Annotated in this window: 10 protein-coding genes; all 10 read left to right on the forward strand. The window is 65.4% G+C overall.

Going from position 1 to position 11,917, the window contains the following annotated elements; translation table 11 throughout:
• Positions 1-5: 5 nt before the first annotated feature.
• The 10 genes from C380_RS03665 to mraY all read left to right on the forward strand — a co-directional run bounded on the left by C380_RS03665 (position 6) and on the right by mraY (position 11,813).
• Entirely contained in the window at positions 6-1,745 is a 1,740-nt protein-coding gene (locus C380_RS03665) for an STAS domain-containing protein (protein WP_015012543.1), read from the forward strand.
• A 165-nt stretch (positions 1,746-1,910) separates the two neighbouring features.
• Entirely contained in the window at positions 1,911-2,477 is a 567-nt protein-coding gene (hslV, locus tag C380_RS03670; RefSeq protein WP_015012544.1) for an ATP-dependent protease subunit HslV, read from the forward strand.
• Between the two features lie 132 nt (positions 2,478-2,609).
• On the forward strand, positions 2,610-3,935 hold the full coding sequence (gene hslU, locus C380_RS03675; protein ID WP_015012545.1) for an ATP-dependent protease ATPase subunit HslU: 1,326 nt from the start codon (positions 2,610-2,612) through the stop codon (positions 3,933-3,935).
• A 252-nt stretch (positions 3,936-4,187) separates the two neighbouring features.
• Positions 4,188-4,616 (forward strand): division/cell wall cluster transcriptional repressor MraZ, encoded by a 429-nt coding sequence (mraZ, locus tag C380_RS03680; RefSeq protein WP_015012546.1) that lies wholly within the window; start codon positions 4,188-4,190, stop codon positions 4,614-4,616.
• A gap of 8 nt (positions 4,617-4,624) precedes the next feature.
• Complete coding sequence (rsmH, locus tag C380_RS03685; RefSeq protein WP_015012547.1) at positions 4,625-5,551, forward strand: 16S rRNA (cytosine(1402)-N(4))-methyltransferase RsmH; 927 nt, start codon at positions 4,625-4,627, stop codon at positions 5,549-5,551.
• Between the two features lies 1 nt (position 5,552).
• Complete coding sequence (ftsL, locus tag C380_RS03690) at positions 5,553-5,882, forward strand: cell division protein FtsL (RefSeq protein ID WP_015012548.1); 330 nt, start codon at positions 5,553-5,555, stop codon at positions 5,880-5,882.
• Entirely contained in the window at positions 5,879-7,624 is a 1,746-nt protein-coding gene (locus tag C380_RS03695) for a penicillin-binding protein 2 (protein WP_015012549.1), read from the forward strand. Before ftsL ends, C380_RS03695 begins: the two co-directional genes overlap by 4 nt.
• Positions 7,624-9,138: a UDP-N-acetylmuramoyl-L-alanyl-D-glutamate--2,6-diaminopimelate ligase gene (locus tag C380_RS03700; RefSeq protein WP_015012550.1), complete on the forward strand. Its 1,515-nt coding sequence runs from the start codon at positions 7,624-7,626 to the stop codon at positions 9,136-9,138. Before C380_RS03695 ends, C380_RS03700 begins: the two co-directional genes overlap by 1 nt.
• Positions 9,129-10,595, forward strand: a complete 1,467-nt coding sequence (gene murF, locus C380_RS03705; protein ID WP_015012551.1) for a UDP-N-acetylmuramoyl-tripeptide--D-alanyl-D-alanine ligase — start codon at positions 9,129-9,131, stop codon at positions 10,593-10,595. The genes C380_RS03700 and murF overlap by 10 nt, the downstream gene beginning before the upstream one ends.
• Before the next feature lie 39 nt (positions 10,596-10,634).
• The gene (gene mraY / locus C380_RS03710; protein ID WP_015012552.1) at positions 10,635-11,813 is read left to right on the forward strand and encodes a phospho-N-acetylmuramoyl-pentapeptide-transferase; all 1,179 of its coding nucleotides are present in this window, start codon (positions 10,635-10,637) and stop codon (positions 11,811-11,813) included.
• The last annotated feature ends 104 nt before the right edge of the window (positions 11,814-11,917 follow it).

The raw sequence follows: 11,917 nt of genomic DNA on the forward strand, positions 1-11,917 counted from the left end.
GAGCCATGAGCAAGGAAGAATCCACCCCCGGCGGCCTGCTATCGAAGGTGGTGCGGTTCGTGAAGAATCCGACCGTCAACTGGACGGAGCTGGATTCCCTTCAGGACGACCGGGAGAGCCAGTACAGCAAGCAGATGCTCAAGGAGATGATCGAGCGCAAGCGCCGCAACGACTTTGTGCGGCGCCGCGAATTCGATCAGCTGCGCAAGCTGCGCCAGCGCGAGGTCTTGCACGGCCAGCGGGTGGAAGACGCTGCAGGGCGGCCCTCGTTCTTCCAGAGCAGCATGGCGTCGCCCGACGAGCGGGCCGTCACGCTCAAGAAGATCGACGAGATCGAAGCGCAGATGTCCCAGCAGTGGTGGAAGAGCAAGCAGGGCGCCGACGCCCCCACCCAGCCGGGGGTGATGCCTGATTCCAGCACCGAGGCGTCTTCGGAAGAACAGGCCCGGGCCTACGCACCCACGGTGCCCGGCAGCTTATCCGCCCCGCTGGATACCAAACCCGCCGTACAGCCCCTGTTCGCCGATGACAGCATGGCCATTGGCCGTTTTGGTGGCACGGACGCCACCATGCGGCCCGGCACCACCCCAACCGTCGAAGCATCCTTCAGCCCTGCGGCTCCCACGGCTGCGCCCGCGCCCGCATTCGAACCGGAGGAATTCGTGCACGAACCCGATCTTGAAGAAGCCGCCATCCGGTTTGCCAATGGTGACCACGCAGGGGCCGAGTCTGGTCTGCTGGAGGTGCTGGCCCAGCACCAGCAGGACGATCCAGCGCAGCAGCTGGAAATCTGGATGACGCTGTTTGACCTGTATCGGGCCACCGGGCAGCACGACCGTTTTGACACCCTGGCCATCGACTTTGCCGCGCAGTACGGCCGTTCTGCGCCGCTGTGGTTCTCCATGCCGGCGCAGCTGGGTCTGGCCGCAGAGGCCGCACCCGCCGCCGAGCCCGCCGTCGCCATGCGCCGCGATTTCAGCTGGAACGCACCACCCACCGTCGCCGTCTCTTCGGTGGCGGCCCTGCAGGCCTCGCTGGCGCGTGCCGCCTCGCCCTGGACCTTGTCTTGGTCGCGCCTCACCTCCATTGACGAGGCTGCGGTGCCCCTGCTGGCCGACCAGTTCAGCCAGTGGGCCGACCGTGAAGGGCAGATCGTGTTTTCGGGTGTGGAAAAGCTCCATGCCCTGCTGGATGCCAAGACCCAGTCGGGCGATCGCTCCAACAGCCCCGAGTGGTGGCGCCTGCGCATGGCCGCCATGCGCCTCATGGGCAAGCCCGACGAATTTGAACTGGTGGCCCTCGATTACTGCGTGACCTACGAGGTCTCGCCGCCGTCCTGGGTGTCGCCGCGCTGCGGATACTCGGACAACGAAGGGGTTTCGTCTGGTTCCGCCCCGCTGGCGGCGGACAGCGACTTCATGGCCTCCGACCTGGGCGAGCTGTCGGCCCCGGCCCCGCTGGATGCGGGCCCGGTGGCAGAGCTCAAGGGCCAAATCGATGGCGATGCCACGCCCCTCTTGCAGCCGTTCGAGGCGCACTTCAAGCCCGGCGTGCCGCTGACCATAGCCTGCGACAAGCTGATCCGGGTGGACTTCGCGGCCGCAGGCTCCGTGCTCAACTGGGCCGCCGAGCAACAAGGCCACGGCCATGTGATCCAGTTCCACAACCTGCAGCGGCTGGTGGCAATCTTCTTCAACGTGATCGGCATCAACGAGCACGCCTGGGTGGTTCCCCGCAAAAACTGAGGCGAGTCGGCGCTGCCACGGGGGACTCGGCGGCTCTTTCTTTTCCTTGCAGCCTGCGGTTTCGGGGGAGCCGCCTTCTGCTGCGCGCGTGAGGGGGCTTTCTGCCCATCTTCCCGCTGGGTGGCTGGCTTGCAAATTGGGTCACCGCCCCCATCTGCCGCAGCTATGGACTCATTACAAGACAACCACCCGGTGTTCCACGGCACCACCATCCTCAGCGTGCGCCGCCAGACGCCTTCCGGCATCCAGGTCGCCATCGGGGGCGACGGGCAGGTGACGCTGGGCAACATCGTGGTCAAGGGCACGGCGCGCAAGGTGCGCAAGCTCTACCACGGCAAGGTGCTGGCGGGTTTCGCCGGGGCCACGGCCGATGCCTTCACGCTGTTCGAGCGGTTCGAGGCCAAGCTGGAAAAGCACCAGGGCCACCTGACGCGCGCGGCCATCGAACTCACCAAAGACTGGCGCACCGACCGCGTGCTGCGCCGCCTCGAAGCCATGCTCGCGGTGGCCGACGCCAGCGCGTCGCTCATCATCACTGGCAATGGCGACGTGCTGGAGCCCGAGCAAGGCATCGTGGCGATCGGCTCCGGGGGCGCCTATGCGCACTCGGCGGCCAAGGCGCTGCTGGTGAACACAGAGTTGTCCGCCGAAGAGATCGTGAAGAAGTCGCTCGAAATCGCGGGCGAACTCTGCATCTACACCAACATGAACCACACCATCGAGACGCTCTGAGCGTACGGCGGTAGAACCGGCCCCACGTTGGCCGCACGGTCAGCCCCTGACGGGCTGATTGCTCTGTTATTTATAGCTGCCAGCGCATGATCCACTAGCGCTACAGCCCCATTTGATACCAGGAAGACCTGTATGTCGTCCATGACCCCCCAGGAAATCGTCTCCGAGTTGGACAACCACATCGTGGGCCAGGCCAGCGCCAAGCGCGCCGTGGCCATCGCCCTGCGCAACCGCTGGCGCCGCCAGCAGGTGGAAGGCAGCCTGCGCCAGGAGATCACGCCCAAGAACATCCTGATGATCGGCCCCACCGGCGTGGGCAAGACGGAGATCGCGCGTCGCCTGGCCAAGCTGGCCGATGCGCCCTTCATCAAGGTCGAGGCCACCAAGTTCACCGAGGTGGGCTACGTCGGCAAGGATGTGGATTCGATCATCCGCGACCTGGCCGAGATGGCCGTCAAGCAGACGCGCGAGGCCGAGATGAAGAAGGTGCGCACCCGCGCCGAAGATGCGGCCGAGGAGCGCATTCTGGACGTGCTGATCCCCCCGGCCCGCGCCGCAGCAGGCAGCGAGCCCGCCGCTGACAACACCGCCCGCCAGGTCTTTCGCAAGAAGTTGCGCGAAGGCAGTCTGGACGACAAGGAGATCGAGATCGACGTGGCCGAAGGCCGCCCCCAGCTCGAAATCATGGGCCCCCAGGGCATGGAGGAAATGACCGAGCAGCTGCGCGGCATGTTCAGTCAGCTGGGGCGGGACAAGCGCAAGACCCGCAAGCTCAAGATCGCGGAAGCCTTGAAGCTCATCACCGACGAAGAGGCGGCCAAGCTGGTCAACGAAGAGGAGATCAAGACCCGCGCCGTGCAGAACGCCGAGCAGAACGGCATCGTCTTCATCGACGAGATCGACAAGGTGGCCGCGCGCCAGGAAAGCAGTGGTGCGGACGTGTCGCGCCAGGGCGTCCAGCGCGACCTGCTGCCGCTGGTGGAGGGCACCACGGTGTCCACCAAGTACGGCATGATCAAGACGGACCACATTCTGTTTATCGCGTCGGGCGCCTTCCACCTGTCCAAGCCCAGCGACCTGATTCCGGAACTGCAGGGGCGTTTCCCGATCCGGGTGGAGCTGGAGTCGCTGTCGGTCAAGGACTTCGAGGCCATCCTCACGCAGACCCATGCATCGCTGGTCAAGCAGTACCAGGCCTTGCTGGCCACGGAAGGCGTGACGTTGGAGTTTGCCCCCGAGGGCATCACACGCCTGGCGCACATCGCCTTCGAGGTGAACGAACGCACCGAGAACATCGGTGCGCGCCGCCTGTCCACGGTGATGGAGCGCCTGCTGGACGAAGTGAGTTTTGACGCCACCCGCCTGTCCGGCCAGACCATCACCATCGACGCCGCCTACGTCGATGCGCGCCTGCAGACCCTGAGCCAGGACGAGGACCTGTCGCGCTACATCCTGTGACCACTCGGTCAAGCCTTGAGAGGTCACTTTCATAGGCCTCTCTAAGTACTTCTTTTTCAACGACTTTTGGCGTTTTGGTGGCTGAAAAAACGTATCTAAGTCGTTGATTTCATTGAAAAGTTTGTGGGACACCCCCCTTGTTCGGTGTGCTTTTCCTGCTACAGTGCAAAAAAGTGCAATTAAGTGGTGAAAAGTGCCCTCAAGGTCCCCTTCGGGACCTCCGAGGCGCAAAACCGAACTGGGAATCTGTCCGTGTTTCAAGGTGCCTCGTCGCTGAGTCTCGATGCGAAGGGTCGGCTGTCTGTGCCGACCCGGCATCGTGACGTCCTAGCGGCCACGGCATCGGGCCAGCTCACCATCACCAAGCACCCGCACGGCTGCCTCATGGTCTTTCCCCGTCCTGAATGGGAGAAGTTCCGCGAGCGTATCGCCCAGCTGCCCATGTCCGCCCAATGGTGGAAGCGCATCTTTCTGGGCAACGCCATGGATGTGGACATGGACGCCACGGGCCGTGTGCTGATCTCCCCCGAGCTGCGCGAAGCCGCCGGTATTTCTAAAGACACCATGCTGCTGGGCATGGGCAACCATTTCGAGCTCTGGGACAAGGCCACCTACGACGAGCAGGAGGCCAAGGCCATGCAGGGCGAGATGCCGGATGTCTTCAAGGACTTTTCCTTCTGAGGCGCGCTGTGACATCTCCCTTGCAACACACCACCGTCCTGCTGAATGAGGCTGTGGACTCTCTCTTGGGCGGCGCAGGCCCGGAGCCTTCCGGCACCTGGGTCGATGCGACCTTCGGGCGCGGCGGTCACTCCCGCCTCATCCTGCTCCGGCTGGGCCCCCAGGGGCGCTTGGTGGCCTTTGATAAGGACCCCGAGGCCATCGCCGAAGCAACGCGCATCACCGATGCGCGTTTTTCCATTCGGCACGAAGGTTTTCGCCATCTGGCCGACCTGCCGCCTGCCAGCGCTGCGGGCGTGCTGATGGACCTGGGTGTGAGCTCGCCCCAGATCGACAGCCCCGAGCGGGGCTTCAGTTTCCGTTTTGACGGTCCGCTGGACATGCGCATGGACACCACGCGCGGCGAAAGCGTGGCCGATTGGTTGGCCACGGCCGAAGTCGGTCAGATTGCGGAGGTGATACGTGACTACGGTGAAGAACGGTTTGCTGGCCCCATTGCAAAGGCGATTGTTGCTCGGCGCGAAGAACGGGGTCCTCTTGCAACCACCGCAGAACTGGCCGACCTCGTGGCTGGCGCGGTCAAAACCCGCGAGCCGGGCCAGAACCCTGCAACGCGCACATTTCAAGCTCTTCGGATTTTCATCAACGCCGAGCTTGAAGAGTTGCAACAGGCGCTAGAGGCCAGCCTCTCGGTGCTGCAGCCCGGCGGGCGGCTGGTGGTCATCAGCTTCCACTCGCTCGAAGACCGTATCGTCAAACAATTCATCGCGAAACACTCCAAGGAGGTCTACGACCGCCGCGCACCGTTTGCCGCGCCGCAGGCCATGAGGCTCATCGCGCTCGACCGCATCAAGCCCAGTGCGGCCGAGGTCGAGTCCAATCCCCGCTCGCGCAGCGCCATCATGCGCGTGGCCGAGCGCACGGCAGTCGCCTGACATGACGCGGCTGAACGTGGTCCTTTTGCTGGCGGTGCTTGCCAGCGCGATCTACCTGGTGCACACCCAGTACGAATCGCGCCGCCTGTTCACCGAGCTGGACCGCGCGGTGGCCGAGGCGCGCCGTCTGGAGACGGAGCACCAGCGCCTGCAGGTGGAAAAGCGCGCCCAGGCCACGCCGCTGCGGGTGGAAAGGATCGCGCGTGCGCAGCTGAACATGCGCACGGCCACGCCGGCCATCACGCAGTACGTGTCTGACCCACAGGGTGTCGCAACTGCCAATGCAGCAGCGGCAGCCGCCGCTTCGCAACCTGCGGGGGCGCAGCCATGAGTCGCAGCGTGCTTTACACGTCCAGCCCCTTGCTGGCCAGCAAGACACCGGTCTGGCGCAGCAAGTTCATCGTGGCGGTGATTGCGCTCGGCTTTCTGGGGCTGGCTGGACGGGCGGCGTATGTGCAGGTGTTTGGCAACGCGTTCTTCCAGCGCCAGGGTGAGGTGCGGTTTGCGCGTACGCTGGAGCTGCCTGCCAACCGCGGCAAGATCGTGGACCGCAACGGTCTGATCCTCGCATCCAGCGTGCCGGCTGCGAGCATCTGGGCCATTCCCGAAGACGTGGACCAGGACAAGCCTGAGGTCCGCGCCAAGCTCAAGCAGCTGGCCAAGCTGCTGGACATGCCGCAGGCCGATCTGCTGAAGAAGTTGGCGGACGAGGACAAGACCTTTGTCTGGATCAAGCGCCAGCTCGACTGGGATGTGGGCCAGCAGATTGCAGCCCTGGACATCAAGGGCATCTACCAGCGCAAGGAATACAAGCGCCAGTACCCCGAAGGCGAGGCCGCTGCGCACGTGGTGGGCTTCACCAATGTGGAAGACCACGGCCAGGAGGGCATGGAACTGGCGTTCGACAAGGAGCTGGCGGGCAAGCCCGGTTCGCGCCGCGTAATCAAGGACCGCCTGGGTCGCGTGGTGGAAAGCGTGGGCGAAACCGTGCCCCCGGTCGACGGCAAGGACATGCAGCTGTCCATCGACAGCAAGGTGCAGTTCTTTGCGTACCAGAAGCTGCGCGACCAGGTGGCCGCGCACAAGGCCAAGGCGGGCAGCGTCGTGGTGCTCGATGCCCACACCGGCGAGCTGCTGGCGCTAGCCAACTACCCCAGTTACGTGCCCGACAAGCGCCAGAACCTCACCGGCGAGCAGCTGCGCAACCGCGCGCTCACCGACGTGTTCGAGCCCGGCTCCACCATGAAGCCGTTCACCATCGGCCTCGCGCTGGAGACGGGCCGCGTGCGCCCCGAGACCATCGTGGACACCAACCCCGGGCGCATCACCATCACCGGCTCCACGATCTCGGACACGCACAACTACGGCGTGCTCACGGTGGAAGGCGTGATCCAGAAGTCCAGCAATGTGGGCACCACCAAGCTGGCCATGCAGATGCCCGCGCGTGAAATGTGGGAGACCTTCTCGGCGGCCGGTTTTGGCCAGAAGCCGCAACTGCACTTCCCGGGTGTGGTGACGGGCCGCCTGCGCCCTTACAAGAGCTGGCGTCCCGTGGAGCAGGCCACCATGTCCTACGGCTACGGCCTCTCGGCCAGCCTGTTCCAGATGGCGCGGTCGTACACCGTGTTTGCCAATGGCGGCCGGGTCATTCCCGCCACCATGCTCAAGACCAGCGAACCCGCCGTGGGCGTGCCCGTGTTTTCCGAACGCACGGCCGACCAGGTGCGCAAGATGCTCCAGATGGCCGCAGGCCCCGGCGGCACGGGCCAGAAGGCGCAGACCGTGGGCTACTCGGTGGGCGGCAAGTCGGGCACCGCGCGCAAGCAGGTGGGCAAGAACTACGCCTCGGGCAAGTACCGCGCTTGGTTTACCGGCATGGCGCCCATCGACAAGCCCCGCATCATCGTGGCCGTGATGATCGACGAGCCCAGCAATGGCGTGTTCTACGGCGGCGCCGTGGCCGCACCGGTGTTCAGTGAGGTGGTGCAGCAAACCCTGCGCATGATGGGCGTGCAGCCTGACATGGCGGTCAAGCCGCAGATCGTGGCCAATGCGGTGGAGGAGTCGCTGTGATGCCAGCGCCGCTCCACACCCTGCAGACCGCTGGCGAGGCCGTGCAATGGCTGCGCACGCGCGTCACCGGCACCTTGCACACCGACAGCCGCCAGATCACGCCTGGCGACGGCTTCATTGCCTGGCCCGGTGCCGCTACCGATGGCCGCGCGCATGTGGCCGACGCCATGGTGCGCGGCGCCACGGCCTGCCTGGTCGAACAGGCGGGCGTCGAGGCTTTTGCCTTCGAGGGCGACCACATGGCCGCGCTGCCAGGCCTCAAGGCCGCCACAGGGCCCATCGCCGCTGAATGGTTTGCACAACCCACGCAGCAGCTGAAGGTGCTGGCCGTGACCGGAACCAACGGCAAGACCAGCACGGCCTGGTGGCTGGCGGGCGTGCTGAATGTGCTATCGAATGAGGAGCATTCGGGGCAAGACCTATGTGCGCTGGTGGGTACTTTGGGCATGGGGGTGCCCCCCGCGCTGGCCTCCACCGGCATGACCACGCCCGACCCGGTGCGACTGCAGCGCGCGTTTGCCCAGTTTGTGGCGCAGGGCTTCGGTGCCTGTGCCATCGAGGCCTCGTCGATTGGACTGGCCGAGGCCCGGCTCGACGGCACGCAGATCCACACCGCCATCTTCACCAACTTCACGCAGGACCACCTGGACTACCACGGCAGCATGGCCGATTACTGGCTGGCCAAGCGCGCCCTGTTCGACTGGCCCGGTCTGCAGGCCGCCATCATCAATGTGGACGACCCCGCAGGCGCCCAGCTGCATGGAGAGCTGAAAGGCAGTGCGCTGGATCTGTGGAGCGTCTCGGCCCAGGCACCTGCGCGTCTGACGGCACAAGACACCACCCTGGGTGACCAGGGCCTGCGCTTCACGGTGGTGGAGGGCAATGACCGTCATCTGCTGCAAACCCGTGTGATCGGCCAGTACAACGTGCTCAACTTGCTGGGCGTGCTGGCCACGCTGCGCAGCCTGGGCGTACCGCTGGACCGCGCCGTGCGCGCCTGCGCCAGTCTGCAGCCCGTGCCGGGCCGCATGCAGCGGCTGGTGTCTGCAGGACAACCCCTGGTGGCCGTGGACTACGCCCACACCCCCGATGCTTTGGACAAGGCCCTGCAAGCCCTGCGTCCCCTGGCGGCCGAGCGTGGCGGGCGCCTCTGGTGCGTGTTCGGTTGCGGCGGCGATCGCGACGCGGGCAAGCGCCCGCTGATGGGGGCGGTGGCCCAGCAGCAGGCCGACCAGGTGCTGGTGACCAGTGACAACCCCCGCAGCGAAGACCCGGCCGCCATCCTGCACCAGATCCTGCAGGGCACGATTGCCGGTGGCACTGTGCGAGCCGAGCCCGACCGTGCCGTCGCCATCGCCCAGGCCGTGGCCGAAGCTGCGCCCGCCGATGTGGTGCTGATTGCCGGTAAGGGCCACGAAGACACCCAGGAGACGGCAGGCGTGCGCGTGCCGTTTTCCGACATGGCCCACGCGCAGGCTGCGCTGCAGGCCCGAGGAGCCCACACATGGGCATGAACAGTTTTGAACCCGTCATGACTCTGCAGCAAGCCTGGGCGCTGCTGCAGCCAAGTATCCCTGCTGCCCGTCTGGTGGGCGATGGCGCCACTCCGCTGGCGCGCGTGCACACCGACACGCGCACGTTGCAGCCGGGCGATTTGTTTGTGGCCCTCAAGGGCGAGCGTTTTGATGCCAACGCCTTTTTGGCCGACGCCCGGGCTGGCGGCGCTGCAGCCGCTATTGCGCACGGTGGCCTGGAAGCAGCGGGCTTGTCCGGCATCGAAGTGCCCAACAGCCTGGCTGCGCTGGGCGCACTGGCCACCGGCTGGCGCGCGCAATTTCATCTGCCGCTGATCGGCGTGACGGGCAGCAACGGCAAGACCACGGTGACGCAGATGATTGCGTCCATTCTGCGTGCCTGGCAGGGCGACGCCGCATTTGCCACGCAGGGCAATTTCAACAACGACATCGGTGTGCCGCTGATGCTGATGCGCCTGCGCGCCAGCCACCGCGCCGCCGTGATCGAGATGGGCATGAACCACCCTGGCGAGATCGCCACACTGGCGGCCATGGCCCAGCCCACGGTGGCCTTGGTCAACAACGCGCAGCGTGAGCATCTGGAATTCATGCACACCGTAGAGGCCGTGGCCCGCGAGAACGGTTCGGTGTTTGCCAGCCTGCCGGCCGATGGTGTGGCCGTATTCCCGGCAGGGGATGCGTACACGAGCCTGTGGCAATCGCTTGCCATGGAGCGGCCCGGCCGCCGTACGGTGACGTTTGGTGAGGGCGGCGACGTCCGCTGCGCGCAGGCCACCTGGGAGCGCGGCGCCTGGGCGGTCACCCTAGTCACGCCACGCGGCGAGATCACCACCCGTCTGCACATCGCAGGCCGCCACAACGTGTCCAACGCGCTGGCGGCCACGGCGTGCACGCTGGCAGCGGGTGCACCGGTTGCGGCCATTGCCCAGGGGCTGCGCGACTTCACCCCGGTCAAGGGCCGTTCGCGCGCGTTCAGCGTGTCCGTTGCAGGCCGCGACATCACGGTGGTGGACGACACCTACAACGCCAACCCCGATTCCATGCACGCGGCCATCCAGGTGCTGGCTGAACTGCCAGGCCCGCAACTGCTGGTGATGGGCGACATGGGCGAGGTGGGCGACCAGGGCCCGCAGTTCCATGCCGAGGCGGGCGCACTGGCCCGTGAGGCGGGCATCCCCACGATGTTTGTGCTGGGTGCGCAGTCGGTGCACGCCGCATCGGCCTATGGCGATGGGGCCCGGCATTTCAACGAGATGGCCGCCCTGCAGGATGCCGTGCGCAAAGCCCTGCCCACGGTGGGCAGTGTGCTGGTCAAGGGATCGCGATTCATGAAGATGGAACAGGTGGTCGAGGCGATCAGCGCCGCCGCACTGCCCGCAGAACAACAACAAAGGCCGATCAACCCACGGGAGGGACACCATGGCGCAACGCATTGATATTGCCCGCACGGTGCCAGCCTGCGCCGGAGGTGCCACATGCTGCTGATGCTGTCGCAATGGCTGCAAGGGCTGTCGCCCGAGTTCGGCTTTTTCCGGGTGTTCCAGTACCTCACGTTCCGTGCGGTGATGGCCGCCATGACGGCGCTGCTCATCGGGCTGGTGGCCGGCCCCAAGGTGATTCGCATCCTCACCTCGCTCAAGATCGGCCAGCCCATCCGGGGCTATGCGATGCAGTCGCACCTGTCCAAGAGCGGCACGCCCACCATGGGTGGTGTGCTGATCCTGTTGTCGATTGCCATTTCCACCTTGCTGTGGTTTGACCTGTCCAACCGCTTTGTGTGGATCGTGCTCATCGTCACGCTCGGCTTTGGCGCCATCGGCTGGGTGGACGACTGGCGCAAGGTGGTCAACAAAGACCCCGAGGGCATGCGCTCGCGCGAGAAGTATTTCTGGCAGTCGGTGATCGGCCTCATGGCCGCGCTGTATCTGGTGTTCAGCATTTCCGAAAGCTCCAACGCCAAGGTGTGGGAGCTGTTTGTGGGCTGGGTGCAGTCGGGCTTCTCGCTGGACCTGCCGCCCAAGGCGGGCCTGCAGTTGCCGTTCTTCAAAGAGGTGAGCTACCCGCTGGGCGTGCTGGGTTTCGTGATCCTCACCTACCTGGTCATCGTGGGTTCCAGCAATGCGGTGAACCTGACCGATGGTCTGGACGGCCTGGCCATCATGCCCGTGGTGATGGTGGGCTCGGCACTGGGCGTGTTTGCCTATGTCACCGGTAGCTCGGTGTACTCCAAGTACCTGTTTTTCCCGCACATTCCGGGGTCGGGCGAGCTGCTGATCTTCTGCGCAGCCATGGCGGGCGCAGGCTTGGCGTTTTTGTGGTTCAACGCGCACCCTGCCCAGGTCTTCATGGGTGACGTGGGTGCACTCGCGCTGGGCGGTGCCCTGGGCACCATCGCCATCATCGTGCGCCAGGAAATCGTGCTCGCCATCATGGGCGGCATCTTTGTGGTCGAGGCGCTGTCGGTGATGCTGCAGGTCACCTGGTTCAAGTTCACCAAGAAGCGCTACGGCGAAGGCCGCCGCCTGCTCAAGATGGCACCTCTGCATCACCACTTTGAAAAGAGCGGCTGGAAGGAAACGCAGGTGGTTGTGCGCTTCTGGATCATCACCATGCTGCTGTGCCTGATTGGGCTGTCCACGCTGAAACTGCGATGATTCCGAACGATCCTCTTGTCCCTGACCCCCTCGGTAAGCCCGAGGCTATGCCCCCGTTGGCAGGGGCCGGGGTGGGCGCGGACGGCGCTCCCGAAGGCGATCCT

Source organism: Acidovorax sp. KKS102 (assembly GCF_000302535.1).
Classification (GTDB): domain Bacteria; phylum Pseudomonadota; class Gammaproteobacteria; order Burkholderiales; family Burkholderiaceae_C; genus Acidovorax.

Coding starts and splice junctions, on each gene's coding strand:
- C380_RS03665 (WP_015012543.1), top strand. CDS start 6: ATGAGCAAGGAAGAATCCACCCCCGGCGGCCTGCTATCGAAGGTGGTG.
- hslV (WP_015012544.1), top strand. CDS start 1,911: ATGGACTCATTACAAGACAACCACCCGGTGTTCCACGGCACCACCATC.
- hslU (WP_015012545.1), top strand. CDS start 2,610: ATGTCGTCCATGACCCCCCAGGAAATCGTCTCCGAGTTGGACAACCAC.
- ftsL (WP_015012548.1), top strand. CDS start 5,553: ATGACGCGGCTGAACGTGGTCCTTTTGCTGGCGGTGCTTGCCAGCGCG.
- C380_RS03695 (WP_015012549.1), top strand. CDS start 5,879: ATGAGTCGCAGCGTGCTTTACACGTCCAGCCCCTTGCTGGCCAGCAAG.
- C380_RS03700 (WP_015012550.1), top strand. CDS start 7,624: ATGCCAGCGCCGCTCCACACCCTGCAGACCGCTGGCGAGGCCGTGCAA.
- murF (WP_015012551.1), top strand. CDS start 9,129: ATGGGCATGAACAGTTTTGAACCCGTCATGACTCTGCAGCAAGCCTGG.
- mraY (WP_015012552.1), top strand. CDS start 10,635: ATGCTGCTGATGCTGTCGCAATGGCTGCAAGGGCTGTCGCCCGAGTTC.